A 17,843-nucleotide genomic window follows, 5' to 3' on the forward strand; every position below is an offset into this window, starting at 1 on the left:
AAAAACCAGGACCGGATGCAAACCAGCCCTGGTTCAGAAGTACATTAATTTAACAGCGCTGATAAGGACGAATACCCCTCTCCAGCCGCATACTGCCGCTGAAGCCTACAATCAGACCATCCTCTTATCATGCCACATACAATAACTTGATTACGGCTTTCCAAGAAGCTCGATCGTTCCACTTGATACAGATCATAGACTTCCTGCTCCCGGTTAATTGATTCATAGAGTTCTAGTTTAAGATCATTCGCTAATTGTACATACGGCAGCTTTGCTACCGCCTTCTTCGAACGGATATTTTGCTTGCGAACCTTCAAATATACCGTCTCGATCTGATGTTCTAGGAACAGTTCCATGAAGAAGGCTTCTTTCGCACGCCCATTGTACCCCTGGCCAAAATAAGGAGCTCCTATCCAAGTCGCCAAGAAGCCTGTTCCATTCGCAATATCATAGAATTGAATCGTTCCAATCGGTTGTCCAAGCTCATTCGTAATTGTTCTTGAAATCGATGTCTTCTGCAATTCCAGGGTGATCAACTGTTTGGTGATGAACAAATATTCCTCGTAGGATTGGCATTTGTGGCGGACGTAAGGAAAAACTGCAGGATCCGCCATTAAGTTATACAGCGAGCGGCATTCATGCAAATCATGTTTTTTAAGTATGTGAACCACCACCCTACTCCTAATGATTCGAATAGCTCAGACCATCAGTATATAAAGGGACATTGGTGGTTGTATGAACTGTATTGGCGATTTGTATGAATTCTATTTATGGTTTAAGTAAATGAAGGGATAGATAATTGGTCGCTGCTGTTACGGGGTAATAGGAACTCGGATTGATTAAGTAATTGAACTAACAATGAAAGTGATGAACGCTCACATTGTTCGATTGCATCCACAATTGGGATCATACGCTCTATCAAACTCTCTTTTTTCGTAAGCATAAATTTCAACATCATATTTCGAAGATTAAACGCTTGTTCTTCCAGTATTCTGAACGGATTTAACAGCTCTTGTCTATGAACAACGCCATTACGATATAAATATTCGAACAAGTGCACCAGACATCTTTTGTGTTCCCATAGTATAGAGAACGGAAGGATATTACCGGTCGTTTTATTGCATTTCAACAACTCCAGATAATGTTTCAAGGACTTATAAACCTCAATGCCAAAATAAGAATTTCCGAAATAAGAGCCGTCCTTTACTCTTTTATAAGATGGATAAGCATCCAAGTAATCCGTCAACAACATAATAATCATGCTAATATCAACCATTTGATTAACCGTTAGAGGTCGACACATTTGGGAGTATTCAGCCCAGCTATCGTTACTATAATCTAAATGTATGATCGATTGTTCAAAGGAATCATAATCGATTTGCTGCACTTCTAACTTATAAATGCCATTGTACGAATAATCATAGCCGTAAACCAATCTATCCTTTTCATTGTATCCATGAATTAATATATTAGTAGGGCTATGTTCCTTCTTATAGGAATAAGAATGCGGGAGGTAATAGGCATCATAATATAGATAAAGATAATAATCGTCATCGATTGCTTTGTGCATAAAGTCGATGACATTCTGGTTCCGCTTAAAAACAAGATTATGTATATTTTTGATTTCGAGCCATGGTGATGATTCATCGTTTTTGCTTAAAAGATAGAAATCAAGAAAATGATAGTCGCAGTTGGGATCATCAAATAAATTATAAGGCGTGTATAGTTGAATGAAGTTACTAATTACCCAAGGGAAATTAACCTCTTTATCCATCATGGCCAATTTTAGCGCGTGATGTTTATAGCTTTTAACAATAGGTTCATAAATAGGTAACAACTTAGACATCACTTATTCTCCTTATGTCCCGTTTTCTGTTGGAACGAGCCACTGGTATTGTATTCGTGTTGATACCTGCCAAGCGGCTCATTCCTTTTTTGTGGCACTTCATTCAACGTGATGTGCATGTTCCAGCTTCATTGTCCTCATTTTATGAAACGTATTGATTCATTTTGTTATTTCTTTCTTGCACATGATGCAAGCGATTGTATATGCCTCCCGCCACAAGCAATTCATCATGTGTTCCTTGTTCCACGATCTCGCCATTATCGATAACGTATATCGCATCTGCTTGCTTTATCGTAGAGAGACGATGAGCGATCGCAATCGTCGTTTTGCCTTCCATTAATCGTAGGAGACCTTGGTGGACAGCCTGCTCTGACTCCGAATCCAGCGCAGATGTAGCCTCGTCGAGCAATAAGATCGGCGGATTTTTCAAGAATGCTCTGGCAATTGATATTCGCTGCTTCTGACCGCCGGAGAGTCTCGCTCCCCGTTCTCCGACCATCGTGTCATAACCATCCGCTTGTTCCGTAATAAAATCATGTGCATTCGCTGCCCGGGCAGCAGCAACAATCTCTTCGCGTGTAGCGTCCAGTCGCCCATATCTGATGTTTTCTTCAATCGTTCCTTCAAACAGATAGGCATCCTGCGAGACATAAGCCATCTTATCTCTCAGTTCTGATAACGTGTAGTCTGTAAAGCGCTTGCCTTCGATACGAATCTCACCTTGACCGAGCGGATAAAAGCCGAGTAAAAGCTTGAGGATCGTGCTTTTCCCGCCTCCGCTGGGGCCTACAAGAGCGACGACCTGGCCTTTTTTTACCGTAAAATTGATTTCATCCAGTATTCTCCTATCCTGATCATAGGAAAATGAACTGTTGCGAAATTCGATCATACGATGGGAGTCGTCTTCGTCGACATCGTTATTCGCTGCATAATAATATCTTGCTGGCTCTTCGCTCATATCTAACACTTCGAATACCCTGGCGGCGCCGGCCAATGATGATTGCAGTTGTGCCCACACATTACCCAAATGCCGAAATAGATTCGTCACTTGCTCCAGCAACAGGACAAGAGAGAGTAACGTCCCCAGCGTCATTTGTCCGTTAATCAGCATTAATGTACCGACGATAAAAGCTCCGCTGTTCTTCAACCACATGAGCAAATAATTCGTGCTGTTCAGAGAAGCGTATCTGATTGCGCGGGAGACCGTTAATCGTGCCAGCATATGATTGATTTCCTTGAATCTTGCGTTCATTCTGTCCGACATTTGAAAGATTCGGCTTACTTGTGATCCTGCAATCAAATCGTTTAATCTCTCGAATTGACTGCCTGCATATTTTTGAATATCCGCACTGATGCCTCGGAGTGACTTCGCGAATCGCGTATTCACGTAGGTGGACGCAAACCCCATCACAATCATGGCCGAAGCGAATTTCCAGTCGAGATAAAACATTAATGCGGCAGAGTACCCCCCCGTCATAATCGAGGTGATAAGCGATCGAATGTTTCCGGTATACGCATTTTCGACTACGCCAAGATCATTCGTGATCCTGGACATACTATCTCCGCTGTGTGTGTTCTCGTAATAGGAGACGGGGAGCTTCTCCATGTGATGATATAGTCGCAGCCGAAGATCGGCCATGAACGTCTTGATCGTTTTGCCGAACCAATATTGAAATAGCTGCGCCAAAACGCACAGGATGACGATGATGACCGTAAATATTTCACAAATCGTCCATATCGTACTCATACTATTATTCGCTACTGCATCAAGAACGAACTTGACCAACAGCGGCAATACAAGCGGCAAACTCGAATCGATCAGACAACACCCCAACAATCCAAGCACGTAAGCTGCTCCGCTTGGCTTGATCCATCTGGCCAGTCTTCTGATTTCAGAATAATAACTGTTCGTCAACGGTTATGCCCCTTTCCCTTCAAGAAGTGAGACAGCATTCTCCTGATTGATCAATTGTTTATGGTAGAGCCGCTTATAGGTGCCGTCTTTAGCAAGCAGCTCATCATGCGTCCCGCGTTCGACCATGCAGCCGTTATCCAATACAAGGACTTCATCCGCATCAATGATGGTGGAAAGACGGTGCGCAACAACGAGTACGGTTTTCTCCTTCATGACACGAGTGATCGCTTCCTGGACCAGCATTTCGGATTCCGTATCCAGTGCCGAGGTGGCCTCATCCAATAGAAGAATCGGAGCATCTTTGAGAATGGCGCGTGCGATCGAAATGCGCTGCCTTTGTCCTCCCGAAAGCTTTACTCCCCGTTCACCAACAAGAGAGTTATAACCGTTCGGCAGCGTCTGGATATATTCGTGGATGTTCGCCAGCTGTGCAGCCCGTTCTACCTCTTCCATGCTGTAATCACTTTTCCCGCAGGTGATATTATCCGCCAAGGAGCCGGGGAATAGGAACGTCTCCTGCGATACAAGCGAGATCATAGATCGCGCATAGGGAAGATCCCAGTCTGAAAGAGGTTCGCCGAACAAGTTGATGTCTCCGTCTTGCGCCTTATAAAATCCGGATATAAGCTTAAAGACGGTCGATTTTCCTGAGCCGCTCGCTCCAACCAATGCTATCGTTTTCCCTTGTTGCAACGTAAAGCCGACATCATTCAAAACCCGTTTATGCCCATCATACGAGAACGACACTTGGTTGAACGATATTGCAGGTGCCAACGGAGATATTGCCGGCATTTTCCCGCCCTTTCGCTCGGTTTCCTCGTCAAGTATTTCGAACAGATGCCGCGCAGTTCCCACCATTACTTTGTAATCGCTGATTTGGTTGGGCAAAGCGCCCATCCCGTTTACGAGATAATTTAATAACATCGCAAATGATACAAGTCCTCCCGCGGTAAAGTGACCTTTTATGACCAAATAACCGCCAGTAAGGAAAAAGATGAGGAACGGCGCCGTTTGCACGAGTACGCTTACCGATCCCATGATCGATTTTCTCTTTTCGATAAGAAGCGAGTCCGCCAACATTTGATCGAGTAATGCTTTGAATTTATTAAAGAACACTTGAACCAAATTGTAAGATTTCACGATGTGAATGCCGTTGACGGTGTCTTGAACCGAACTGTTCATTTTTGCCAAACTCTTCTGAAGATTGGAGGAGTAGTCGCTAAGAGGACGGCTAAGGGAGTTTGTCAAAATAGACATAAGAGGAAGGATGACCATGCATAGCAGCAGCAGCTGCCAATTCATGAAGAGCATCACGATAATGGTTGTGCTTACACGGATTGCATTAAATAAGATGTACCCAAAATCGCCATTAAAGAAGTTTTCGATCGCTGTGGTGCCATTCGTCATCCGGGAGCTGAGGTCCCCTGAATGATGAGCTTCCAGTGAGGAGATGGGCAGCTTGTCGATATGAGCGCTTAACGTGTCTTTTATATCACGGGTCATACAAGCGCTAAAGCGCCCGGATGAGTAGGTTTCCAAAAAGTTTACGATAATCCCGATAAAAACAGATACAATCATCAAATAAATCGATCTCATTAATTCTTCCTTATCGCCCGATAAGGAAGAGTTAACCAAAATATTCATCACGTATACTAAAAATATGTCATTGGCTGCATTTGATGCCGCACTGAAAATTTTGACCACTACCCAAAAACGATACGGTTTAAGAAACGAAAAAAGCCTTCTCGTCGATAAATCAGATAGATTCGCACTTGCCGCCATCATCCACCGCCGCCCTTTCTTATTCAAGCCCTTCTCTTATCGATAACGCCTGGTACATCTCTTCTACCATCTCTGTAGCCTCTTCGATTTCGAGCGATAACATGTTCGTGTTGATCATCGTGCTGATTCCAAGCCAATAAGCCATTAATTTAAGAAACATCGTCTTTACCTTACTCTCGGAAATCAAACTTAGCCGATCATCGAGCTGCAAAAAAGCGGTGTATATTTCCTCGTTAATTCGGTCCTCATACCTGGTCAAGTAATACTTTCTATAGTCGGAGAGGTATATGGTTCTGAAAAGCTGCTTTTCATTTTGGGCGAATAGAAGGCAACCGAGCACCAGCTTCATGGCAGGAGAGTTTTTGTCATCCTCGTACTGCCTCATGCTCGTAATGGCAAAATCAATCGCCCGGCTATATACATCGTCCTTGAGCTCTTCCATGCTTCCGTATGCGCTGTAAATAGGCTGGGTCGAGCATTTCAGCTTTGTCGCAATGCTCCTGGCCGTCAGAACCTCAAGTCCTTGTTCCCGCGCAATTTCAAACGAAGCGTCCAAAACTTTCTCCTTCGTGATTTCTGCTTTTGGTGGCATTCTGTCATCTCCAAATTCGTAAATTACGACTGTTATATTACACATGTTATATGTAAGGGTATGGAATGTCAAACTTTTTTTAGCCCAAATATTCGGTTTGAATTTTTACAAAAAAAGGACTGACAGCTGGTCAGCCCATCGCATGATTTACTTTATAATTTGCTTATAAGCTCATCGTGCTGAAGCACGAGAATTTGTGCGGGGGGATCAGCAATAGTGGAACAAAAGGCAAGTTTGTAATGATCACTGAGCGACTCGCTTCTCAGGAAGCATTGCGTTTCACCATCACCGTTTCTAATTGTGAGACTGAAATGATTGATGTCATCCTCCTCAAAGGTTATCGAGCGAAAGGGGATGACGATCCCCCTGCTATCCCATTTGACATAGCTCTCTTTCAACGTCCATTGCTTGATGAAATATTCATTTTTTTCCTTGTCCACTTTTCGCTCATACTCGGCAAGCTCGGACTTGGACAAACACCGATTAACAAGACTTTGCTCCACGCACTGGATTTTCTCGACATCGATTCCCACCTCAACATCGGCCAATGCGCAAGCCACCCACTCTCCGGCATGCGTCCAATTCACATAAAGCCCCCGCTGATTCGCTATCTGCGGTTTACCGTAATGGTTGTAGCTGAATCTAACGCTCGCCGCTTCGATGCCTGTTTCCTGTTGAATCATAAAACGAGCGAGAAGCTCAGCAAACAAGGAACGAAGCTGATCCTCTTTCTTGAAATACCCAGTCGTTTTCAATCGCTTTTCGGGGGAGAGCAGCATTAGTAACTTTGTGAATAACATGCTGTCCAATGACTCGGGTATCCGAAGGGCGCAAACCTGAATCATTTTTTCACCCCGGCTTTAGTTCAATTGTAGTTTGCCGATCATATCGTGGATTCTGCTCTCTTCATCCTTGATCTCCTGCAGCAATTGGATGCAATGCTTTAATTTCTTCTCCGAGATCCGTTTCGAGAAAAACGATTTGGCCGTAAGGTTTCGGATTGCCATCCATTTCTCAAGAAGAACGGGCATGGACAACTGTTCATACTCCAATGGGCTTAACAACGATTGTGCAATAAAAGATTGAATCAGCTTGACGTTGTATATCTCATTGAAGGTTTCGAGGAGGTATTGTGACTCCTCCGAATGCTGTGCTGATTCAGGCAAATAGAGCCCGACCGCTTCAGCGCATAAGTCAATATGAACAATTCCACGTTCTATCGTTTCTGCATGATTCCTTACATTCGTTAAATAGGTATGCCTCATTTGCGCGATAGTGGGAGCTGCCGGTGTAAAATCAAGCGAGTAGGAGAAGTAATCGTCATTTCCATCTGCATAACACGCAGCGTAACTTCTGTATGCCTGTTCCACATCTTCGAAAGGCATCGCTCTTTGCCGATAGGACAAGGATTCACGATAGGTGTGCTCGATCACGTAAAATAGACGCTTCTTTTCGTTGGCGCCAAATATTAAGATGGAATGAGGCCAATGCAGCTTCTGGTAAGTGTCTTGTCTGATCGAAGAGTAGAAGGTATCGATCCAGATGATAGGCAATCTTTTGTTACGAAGGTCATCCATAATTTTGTCGCAGACAAAATCAACTTTGCCATCGGATTGCGCGGAAATGCCTAGCTGCCGGAGCATTTCCACTTCCTCTATGGCCGAATGATACTGAACCGGACGCCAAAGCACAGTATCGGATTTTTTCTGAAATAAAGCTTGCGTTTCGTTGACCAGGAAAGGCAGAACGGATTGCAGATGATGGTTAATAACGGGAAACAAAGAATTATAGAAGCAGCTCTTATAAAAATAATCGTTATAAGGCAATATATTAGCCGCAATCGTTTCCTGCTCTTCATGAAAGAGCAATGTGCCCTCGCTCGCTTGGTCCCGATGATCCACCCAATCATAGTCGGCATCCGCAATCTCCGCGGCTCCTTCCGGATGGTCTTCCATCCACTCTGCAATCTCTTGAATGGTTCTCCGTTCGTACACCAGACGAATGGGAATGGATAAGTGTTGATTTTCCATTTCCACTTCTAGTTGAATCATGTTTACGGAATGACCGCCCAATTGAAAGAAGTTGTGGTTAATCCCCACCTCATTCACGTCAAGCACTTGCTTCCAGATCGCCACCAGCTTTTTCTGAATATCGGTTTGCGGCGGCACCGAAACCCCATCTTCCGCAAGAGGAATTTTATCCAATGCGTGCCTGTCTACTTTGCCATTCGGCGTCAGCGGAATATGCGACAGAACTACAAAATCGCTCGGAATCATATAGGACGGGAGCCGCTCGGACAAAAACAGAGCCATTTCCGACTTATCTACGTGCCCGTCTGTTACTGCAAAGCAAATAAGGCTGGAGGACGCCTTCGTTTGCTTATGAATGACGCAAGCATTCGTCAAATTCGGATGCTCCAGCATCCGAGCTTCGATTTCGCCGAGTTCAATTCGGTAACCATTCACCTTCACTTGATAGTCGGCTCTGCCCAAAAATTCAATTTCGCCGTTTACGTTTTTTTTCGCCAAATCGCCTGTCCGATAAATGATTTCGCCCTCCCGCAACGGGTCAGCGACAAATTTGGAGCCGGTAAGCTCTTCCTTTCCCAAATATCCCTGCGCAAGCGTAGGCCCTCCAATACATAGCTCGCCAACCACGCCCACCGGCGCGAGCTGCAAATCGGAATCCCTGACTTGAACGATTACTTCATCGTAAAAATCGCCGAGCATCAAGTCTCCCGCATGCTTGATCGGTTTGGCTGTAATCCAAATGGTCGCTTCTGTGGGACCGTACATATTGTAGAGCTGAATGTGCGGATACGGTTTCATGCGCTCCACCAGCTCTTTGGTAACAGCCTCTCCGCCTACAAGCAGCTCCTTTACGGATTGAAGCCCTTCTGCCGCTCCCCCGTTCAATAACAAATGGAGCCGTGATGGCGTCATTTGCACGATGTCCACGTCATTATCGCTCAGGAAGCGATTGAGCTTCCGAGCATCTCTTTGCTGCTCTTCGTCAGCCAGAACGACGTTCATCCCTTTTGCCAAGGGCACCAGCAATTCAAGTATGGAGATATCAAAGCTTACGGTCGTTAGGGCCGCGATTGAGCGTCCCGCCGTCAAAGCCAATTTGGCGGAAATGCCTGCGATGAAACTGCTGAGCGCGCCATGGGAAATCATTACCCCTTTGGGGTTGCCTGTAGAGCCGGACGTGTAAATCAGATAAGCCAGATCGGCCTCGGAAAGCGACGTGCGCCTCGTGAAGTTTGGTACTGCTTCATCTAACCCGTCGATATTAACGGATATCGCGCCGATTCCCTCCAGCACAGAAAGATGCCGTGTCTGTGTAATGACAGATGAAGCTTTGCTGTCTTCAAGCATATATGCGATACGTTCACGGGGAAGCGCAGGGTCGATCGGCAGGTAGGCCGCCCCCAGTCGAAGCACGCCAAGTATGGCGAACAGCAGCGATTCAGAACGGCTCAACAAGATGCCTACGATTTGCCCCGGCCTTACGCCTTGCTCGGCAAGGTGGGAGGCCATGCGGTCCGATTGCTGCACAAGCTCTCGATACGTCCACTGATTCGTCTGGAAACGGAGAGCTGTATGTTCCGCATATTGTTCTGCGATGTGCTCGAATTGTTCCACCAAGGTGTGGCGGCTCCCCGGATTCGGAGTTCCGGCGGCCATTAGGAAAGCTTTTTCTTCCTCCGTCACGATTTCGAATTCGCTTAGGGAAGCGGCAGGCTGCTCCGTAAAATAAGTAATCGTCCTGACGATATGCGCGACAATTCGCGCTATCGTCTCCTGCGCATACGCTTCAGGCATAAATGAAGCGTGGATCTCCAAATGCCCGCCCGTAGTATGGAATGCAAATTCACTGATGGAGGAAACGAAATCCCGATGTCGCGTACCGTGGATCGCATCAAGTGATACCACGGTGTCGATCACCGACTTTCCCGATGCATCGTATTCAATCCCCGCCATATCGCCCAACGAGCGAAGCGATATACGGTCATGCTTCACGGCTTCCTGAATCGCAGCTTTTGTAAGGGAAATCAGATCTTTGGGCGCAGAAGTCAGCATCGCCTGCGTCTGTACGAGAAGAATCGGTGTCCTATTCTCTTCTTGGCGATTTTCCAAAAAGCGAGGCATACCGATCGTTATGTATTCGTCTCGTGTATATCGAAACATGGCGTATTGTACGGCTGCGAGAACGAACATGTATAGACCGTAGTCAGACTGCCGGCACAGCTCTTTTAATCGCTCAAAAACCTTGTCCGGAACGGGATACGCCAACGTTTCAGAGGCCGCATTTGCACGAGATGGATGAAAGCTGCCCTCGTGCGGAAACTTGCTTATTTTCCCGCCTTTGTTCAGAAGAAAATGCCAATAATGCGCGTCCTGATCGACCGGAGGCGGCAACACAGCAGACTTCGCCTCTTTATTCATTGATTTCCCTCCAATTAACAGAGCAAGATGCCGGCGCCTGATTGATACAGGACATCTTGGTTAATGCTCCTATTTCGTATCTTACACAAGCATCAGATTCAATTTATTTACCGTATCCTTGAGCAGGTACTGCGTGCCGGTCTCTTCCAAAATGTGATGGAAACAGTCCACCTTCTCCTGTTCAGGAAGATGCTTCGTATCCATGATTTGCTTAAGAAGCGTCAAAGCCTGCTCCATCTGTTCCAGCGTAGGTTGAATTTGCGCATCCTCCAGATCTTGATGCATCGCTTGCAGGCGTTTATAAGGAACCTCGACACCTTCTTCGAACTGCTTCGAATCCCAATTGACGTTTGGCGTTGAGACCGCCACGGCCAAACATTTGGTCAATACGGTAGGAATATGCTTGCGCAAGTGATGCTTATCATGGAACAGCTCGCTCAATTGTTTCCGGTCCTCGCGTATGGCATAACATAAAGCTTCAATTCCAGGCGTATTGGCGGCTACCAGATTAGTGAGCACGTTTTTGGGACCAAATTCTACGGCATGCGTGACACCAAATCGTTTCAAGTAGGCCATCGTCTCCTGCCATCTCACTGGACGCATGGATTGCTGGGATAACAATTCGACAATGTTGGCCGATTCCCCATACGGACGAGCGGTTACATTAGAGATTACAGGATGTCGGAACGTATGCAAGGTTAAGGTTTGAAGAAACTCCTTTAGCCTCGCTGCCGCCGTTTCCATGAGAGGCGTATGGAAGGGGGCGCTCATCAGAAGGGGAGAAATCTGACCATCTCGTTCCACGATCCGCTCTTCCAAAGCTTCCACCGAATGCTGATGTCCGGCGATGGCAACCTGGTTAGGCGAGTTGTAGCAATTGATTGTCACGAATCCCGCATCTGGCGGCAGATTTCGAATCTCCTCTTCCACCACCTCTGCCGGCAGTCCATCGACTATCGTCATCCCTCCGATATCGCTATCCATAATTTGTTTTGTCAGAGAGCCGCGCAATTGAACTAGTTTGATCGCGTCACCGAAACTGAGGGCACCGGCGCACACAAGCGCACTGTACTCGCCCAAGCTGTGTCCCGCCACAAAGTGGGGCGCTATGCCGATCTCTTCCCTGTAGGCTCTGTAACCTGCAATACTCGTTGTAACGAGTGCGATTTGGATGAGCTCCGGCTTTGATAACTCGCTCAACGAGCCTTCAAAACATAACTTCGCCAGATTAACGCCCGAAAGCTCCGACGCTTCCTCATAGGTTTGTCGTGCGACAGCGAAACCGTCGTACCACTGCTTACCCATACCCGAAAACTGGGCGCCTTGTCCCGTGAAAATAAATGCCAATTTCTCCATATTCACACCCCGCCAGCTTATTGTTGTACTTCGACCTTCATATAAGTAGGAAAGGCCTGGTTAAACGATAGATCATGACCAAATACGATATGATTGCCATTGTGCTCGATTTCCTTGAACCCCGCAAACTTATACGTAATATGCATCATTCGATTTCTATCCGTTTGCACGAAATCTGCAGTCAGGTAGACGCCCTTCTCTTTAGCCAACTTGATAATATAGGCAATGAGCACCGAGCCCACGCCGCGAGACATGACACGACAGGACATAAGAAGCAGCTTAATCTTCCATTCTGTTTCTCCGCACTCTAGCAGAACAAGCCCAATCTTGCCGTATTTCCCGTAGATATCCTCAAGCTCGGCGATAATCAGCGTATGATCAGGCGAATGTCTAAGCTCGTTGAGCTCCTCATAAGAGTAAGTGACACCGGTCGAGTTCAGCTGGTGTGTCCGTACCGTCAATTCCTCAGCGCGCTGCAGATCGTCTTCCGTGACAGGAGAGATCGTCAGCTTCATATCTAAGGAAGCAAGGAACTCTTCTTGAGGACCCTCATACTCCTCCTCTGCTGATTTCCGCTTCGCGTCGCTCATGTACATGTGCCGCCGATTTTTGGAATCTTCGGTTATAAACAAAGGCATGAACTCTTCTCGATCAAGCAGACCGGCAATGTCTGCCGCATCGATGCACAGCACCTCGGGAAGAACCGATTGAACCTCCTCCCTCTCGAACGGCTGATCGTCAATAAAGGCAACCGTATCCATGCCGATATTAATGTCCTCTACGATACCTTTGACGGAAGAGGACTTCGAGTTCCAATTGATTCTCGGATACAGAAAATATTCCGCTATTCCAAGCTCCTCCAGCTTCGCAAATGCAGCAGCGTGATCGTTCTTGCTGGAAATCGACTGAAGGATGCCGCGGCTATCCAGTTCACGAATGATGTCAAGAATGCCTTCCTGTAACACGACCGAATCGTCTTCCAATATGACGCCATTCCAGATCGTGTTGTCCAAATCCCATATCACGAGTTTAAGCTTCTTCTGTTTCACCTTCGTCTCCATTGCGATATCCCCTTTGTTTGTTCAGTCATAGCGCTTGCAGCGCATGATTGGCAATCATTACTTCATGCATCTGGCTGGAGCCTTCAATGATCTCATTGATTTTGGCATCCCTGAAATACCGTTCGACCGGAAAATCCTGATGGCAGCCTCGTGCCCCATGAATTTGAACCGCATGGCCCGATACCTGATTCGCAGCAAGCGAAGCAAAATATTTGGCATTCCATGTTTCCATAATCGAATCAGGATCGCCGATGTCTTTGAGGTATCCGGCTTGCAGACAGAGCAGTCTAGCAGACTTGACCGTTACGACCATTTCCGTAATCATTTTTTGAATCAATTGGTTGCTGCCAATCGGTTGACCAAATTGCTCCCGCTCTTTGGCAAAATGCAAACTCGCCTCCAGGCTCGCTTGAGCTGTTCCTATGCAGCCCCAAGCAACGGTGTATCTGCCATAATCGAGGCACGAGAGCGCAACATGCGATACGCCAATGCCCTCTTTGCCAAGCAGGTGGCTTTCCGGAACAAACACGTCATTCAGCTGGAGCTCCGCGATCATGGAACCCCTCGCCCCAAGAAAGCCGTTCATCTTATTCACTGTCAAACCTTCCGCATTCGCCTTTTCAACCAGAAATGCGGTTGGCTTGCCGTCCAATTGCGCAAATAAAATAAATAGATCGGCGATTTGCCCCATCGTGATCCATCTCTTGCAGCCGTTAAGAAGGAAGCCTCCTGCCGTGCGCGTTGCGGTCGTCTTTACGCCAGCTGCGTTGCTGCCCGCTTCCGGTTCGGATAATGCGAACGCTCCTATCGCTTTACCGGACGCCATTCGGGGCAGCCATTGGGCTTTCATATCCGCTGTTCCAAAGCGTAATATGCCGAGTGCAGCCATTCCGTGCACCGTAAGCAAACTGCGTACGGCCGAGCAGCCTCTGCCGATTTCCTCATTCAAGAGGCCGACCGTGACCATATCCAAGCCCATGCCTCCGAATGAAGTCGGCAGCATCGAACCTAAGTAGCCTGCCGAGATGAGTCGGTCCAGTACTTCCTCACTGATTCGTTCTTCCGCGTCATGCCTTTGCGCATAAGGAACGATATAGCTATCGGCAAAATGCCGGAAACTTTCTTTGTAGCCCTGCTGGGCATCACTCAACTCGATTTTCATCATTAAGCCGACCTTTCCAATATTAGAGTCTATTTTTTAGACCTTTACTGTCTTTTTCTCTACAAAGGAAGCGAGAAGGTTAATGGTTTTGAAGTTTGCGAAGTCCATATCTTGAGGATCAACGGCAAGCTCAAATTCTTTCTCTAGAAACATGATCAGCTGCATCGCAAACAGCGAGTTGACGAAGCCAAGAGCAAAAATGTCCTCGTCGTCACCCAGCTCATGTTTTTTGAAAAACCGCGATAAAAACTTTCTGATTTTCACTTTGTTTTCTTCCATCATTAAACAACCCCTTCGTTAAGTAGTTATATGAAACTTAATTCTTCTTCTGTTTCGTAGGCATAGAAGCCCTTACCCGACTTTTTGCCCAAGTGTCCGGCGTAAACCATTTTTTTGAGCAGAGGGCAGCAGCGGAACTTAGGATCCTGGTAACTTTCGTATAGAATCTCGAGCGACTGCACCACTGTATCCAAGCCGATAAGGTCGGCGGTTTCCAATGGTCCCATCTTGTGTCCAAAACACTTCTTGAATATCGCATCCACTTCTTCCGGGTCAGCGACCTGATCCTGCACGACATAAGCCGCTTCGTTCATGAACAAGTGAGAGATTCGGTTGGATACGAACCCCGGATAATCATTGACCACGATGCATTCCTTGCCTAAAGAGGCCAAAAACTGCTTCGCTCTCGCAATCGTTTCCTCCCCGGTATGAAAGCCCCTTATCCCCTCCACCGTCGATTTCAACGGAACCGGATTCATAAAATGAACGCCGAATATAAATGCAGGACGACGGGTAAGCGAAGCAATCCGGGTAATCGGAATGCAGGACGTATTGACGAGAAAAATACAATCCGGCCGGCAAATTCGATCCAAATCCAAATAAACCGATTTCTTCGCCTCCCAAATCTCCGGCACATTCTCAATCACGAATTCCACATCGTCCAGTTCGTCCATGCTCGTGGTGAACGTGATACGCTGCATAACAGTGTCCACCGGCTCGCTTACCTTCGTTTTATTGAATAACCCTTGAAAACGAATCGTTTGCTGCAGCTCCTGCTTAGCCTTTGCCAAGGCTTCCTGAGAAATATCTACCACGATCGCATCATAGCCGGATTGCGCTACGTTTTGTGCAACGCCAGTTCCCATAACGCCTGCTCCCACGATACCTATCTTCACTCTTCATCACGCCTCCTGTTCCTTCGTTCAGAATAGAAAATCAACGTCCAGCTCTTTCATACCCTCCGTCGTCTGTTGTTCATGCGCTCTTGTAAAAAGGGCGTCGCCTATCGTCCTGTTCGGATAATCGATAACGGCCATCAGGAGATCTTCATAGTCGGACAATAGCTGCCGCATCGTCTCCGGACGGTAAAGATCCGTGCTGAATTTCAGATTCAATTGCAGTTGACCGGATTTGTCTATCGCCTCCAGAGTCATGTCATAGGAGACGGATGCATCGTCCAATACAATCGGCGTTACCATCATGTCCGACATCGCGATCTCGCTTTTGCCGACGTTCTGATAGATGAACACGTTGTTTAACAGCTTTCTGTCTGTACCGGCCTGTAGACTCGCCGCCAGTTCGTCGAATGGATAATTCTGATGCCTGAACGCCTCAAGCAAGGTCGTTTTCACCTGCTCCGAATATTCCTTTAGCGTCAAATGACGTTTGGGCAGCGTTCGAATAGGGAGCATGTTGATGAACATGCCAACGATCTCTTCGAATGGTGTGCCGGGTCGACCGGCGACGGGCGTTCCCGTTACGACGTCTTCTCGATAAGAATATTGGGCCAATACGAGCTGATAAGCGGTCATCATGAGCATGAACGGCGTAGTGGAAGTGCTCTTCGTATACTGAAACAGCTTTTGCCTGCTTTGATCGTTAAGCACAGCCGTCACAGTCATGCCTGCTCCAGATAAAGGCCCCTGCCGAACAAAATCAACAGGCATTGTCTGTTCAGGCACGCCGTCCCGATACATATCCAGCCAATAATGCTTGTCCGCCTCACACTGGTTGGACTTCATATAGGTCTGCTGCCATGACGCAAACATTTTGTAGCTCGCAGATGGAGGCAGTACCTGTATCCCTTCATACAATTGCATAAAGTCACGCACTAAGATGTCCATCGAAACGCCATCGGTCAGCACATGATGCATATCGAACGCCAACGCACATCGATCATCCGTTATTCGAATGACTGCCACGCGTATCAGCGGAAGCTCATCAAGGCGGAACGGTCTGCGCCAGCGAAGAATCGTTGGTACGATATCGCTCTCCGTGCATGCCAATCGCTCGATCGGCAGGTCTGCGCTATCCGAGATGAATTGGCGAAGCTCACCGTCCACAACTTTGATTGTTGTGCGCAAAGCTTCATGCAGCTGCAGCAATCCATGCAAGACCAACTTCAGCTTCTCCAGATCTAGCTGCCCATGAATGGAAATCGCACGGGTTACATTGTAGGCCAAACTGTCGGGATACACCCTTTGATAAGTAAACATCTGCCTTTGGGCAGTCGATACGGGATAGCCGCTCGACGCCAATTGGTTATCCTCGGTTTGCTCAGCGGACTCCGCGGCAGGAATACTTGTCCGGTCGGAAACATAGCCCGCCAAGTCGTTTATGGTCAAATAGTTGAAAAGCTCGGCCACACCGATCTCTACACCAAATTGACGATAAATAAGATTGACGATCTTAACTCCAATAATGGAGTCGCCGCCCAGTTCGAAGAAATTATCGTAAATATCGATGTTCTCAAAGCCAAGCAGCCTGCCCCATATGTCGCCGAGTTGTTTCTCTGCCGGCGAGTACTGTCCCGAATTTCTACCGGTAAGAACGATGTCTCCGGCGACCGTCGAATTTAGGGCAGTCGGTTTTTTCATTTTCGATTTCTTCTGTTCCAAGCGTCCCTTGATTTTGTCCGACAGCTGAAAATGGAACTTCTCGATCAGCGTGATCATTTTGCTCTCATATTGAATCTCGCCGATCAGGACGTTGGAGATGTCGCGATGGAACGCATCATCAAACCCTTCGATCGCGTTCTTTGTCGACATCGATTTGAACAAGGTGTCTACCGTAAAGTTATGCTTCACGGACATTCCCGTTTCGCGCCATGTGGACCAATTGATAGCCAAGGTCCGCTCGCCGCGATTGCTGCGGCTTTGCGCGAAAGCATCCAAGTACGCGTTCGCCGCGATGTAATCGCCTTGGCCCGGTGCGCTGAGAACCGTCGCGATCGAAGAGAACAGCACGAAGAAGTCAAGCCTTTCGTTCCGTGTCAATTCGCCCAGTATCCATGTGCCATGCACCTTCGGCGAGAACACCGCTTGGAAATCCTCCGCCTTGCGATTGGTGATCAGCTCCGCACCGCCGACACCGGCTCCATGGATTACGCCATGGATTGCTCCATGCCTTGCCTGGATCTCTCCTATCACCTCGCGCATCCGCGGCAGATCCGCCACATCCGCGCTGAAGCAGTCCACCTGCGCTCCCAACTCTTCGATCTGCCGAATAGCCTCGATCTTGCGGCACGCTTCCACGTCTTCGCCGCTTTCCATTAAGCCTGCCCACTCCCGGCGATCCGGCATCGGTGTCCGGTTGATCATCATGAGACGCACCTTCTGCCGGGCCGCCAAATACTTCGCGACCTCCAGCCCGATGCCCCCTAGTCCGCCTGTCACGACGTAT

At 47.4% G+C, this 17,843-nt stretch carries 13 protein-coding genes; all 13 read right to left on the bottom strand.

Annotation, left to right across the window (positions count from 1 at the left end):
* Nucleotides 1-44 precede the first annotated feature (44 nt).
* On the bottom strand, nt 45-662 hold the full coding sequence (locus DFQ01_RS03895) for a GNAT family N-acetyltransferase (RefSeq protein ID WP_110042798.1): 618 nt from the start codon (nt 660-662) through the stop codon (nt 45-47).
* Nucleotides 663-775: 113 nt separating this feature from the next.
* On the bottom strand, nt 776-1,846 hold the full coding sequence (locus DFQ01_RS03900) for a hypothetical protein (RefSeq protein WP_110042569.1): 1,071 nt from the start codon (nt 1,844-1,846) through the stop codon (nt 776-778).
* A 142-nt stretch (nt 1,847-1,988) separates the two neighbouring features.
* Nucleotides 1,989-3,761 (bottom strand): ABC transporter ATP-binding protein, encoded by a 1,773-nt coding sequence (locus tag DFQ01_RS03905; protein WP_110042570.1) that lies wholly within the window; start codon nt 3,759-3,761, stop codon nt 1,989-1,991.
* 3 nt (nt 3,762-3,764) lie between these two features.
* On the bottom strand, nt 3,765-5,546 hold the full coding sequence (locus tag DFQ01_RS03910) for an ABC transporter ATP-binding protein (protein WP_146216832.1): 1,782 nt from the start codon (nt 5,544-5,546) through the stop codon (nt 3,765-3,767).
* A 16-nt stretch (nt 5,547-5,562) separates the two neighbouring features.
* Entirely contained in the window at nt 5,563-6,207 is a 645-nt protein-coding gene (locus DFQ01_RS03915; protein WP_245946511.1) for a TetR/AcrR family transcriptional regulator, read from the bottom strand.
* A gap of 80 nt (nt 6,208-6,287) precedes the next feature.
* Complete coding sequence (locus DFQ01_RS03920) at nt 6,288-6,935, bottom strand: 4'-phosphopantetheinyl transferase family protein (RefSeq protein WP_245946539.1); 648 nt, start codon at nt 6,933-6,935, stop codon at nt 6,288-6,290.
* Nucleotides 6,936-6,995: 60 nt separating this feature from the next.
* Nucleotides 6,996-10,583 carry a non-ribosomal peptide synthetase gene (locus tag DFQ01_RS03925; protein ID WP_110042574.1) on the bottom strand — a complete coding sequence of 1,196 codons (3,588 nt, stop codon included), beginning with the start codon at nt 10,581-10,583 and terminating at the stop codon, nt 6,996-6,998.
* Between the two features lie 81 nt (nt 10,584-10,664).
* Nucleotides 10,665-11,939 (bottom strand): ACP S-malonyltransferase, encoded by a 1,275-nt coding sequence (locus DFQ01_RS03930; protein WP_110042575.1) that lies wholly within the window; start codon nt 11,937-11,939, stop codon nt 10,665-10,667.
* Between the two features lie 17 nt (nt 11,940-11,956).
* Nucleotides 11,957-13,000, bottom strand: coding sequence for an HAD-IIIC family phosphatase (locus DFQ01_RS03935; protein WP_110042576.1), 1,044 nt, complete (start codon nt 12,998-13,000; stop codon nt 11,957-11,959).
* Between the two features lie 25 nt (nt 13,001-13,025).
* Nucleotides 13,026-14,165 (bottom strand): acyl-CoA dehydrogenase family protein, encoded by a 1,140-nt coding sequence (locus DFQ01_RS03940; protein ID WP_245946512.1) that lies wholly within the window; start codon nt 14,163-14,165, stop codon nt 13,026-13,028.
* A gap of 33 nt (nt 14,166-14,198) precedes the next feature.
* Nucleotides 14,199-14,444, bottom strand: coding sequence for an acyl carrier protein (locus DFQ01_RS03945; RefSeq protein WP_245946513.1), 246 nt, complete (start codon nt 14,442-14,444; stop codon nt 14,199-14,201).
* 23 nt (nt 14,445-14,467) lie between these two features.
* Nucleotides 14,468-15,337, bottom strand: coding sequence for a 3-hydroxyacyl-CoA dehydrogenase family protein (locus DFQ01_RS03950; protein WP_110042577.1), 870 nt, complete (start codon nt 15,335-15,337; stop codon nt 14,468-14,470).
* 27 nt (nt 15,338-15,364) lie between these two features.
* A partial coding sequence (locus tag DFQ01_RS30960) for an SDR family NAD(P)-dependent oxidoreductase (RefSeq protein ID WP_181394736.1) occupies nt 15,365-17,843 on the bottom strand: 2,479 nt, incomplete at its 5' end.

It is taken from the genome of Paenibacillus cellulosilyticus, from assembly GCF_003182255.1.
In the GTDB taxonomy this organism is placed as follows: domain Bacteria; phylum Bacillota; class Bacilli; order Paenibacillales; family Paenibacillaceae; genus Paenibacillus_T; species Paenibacillus_T cellulosilyticus.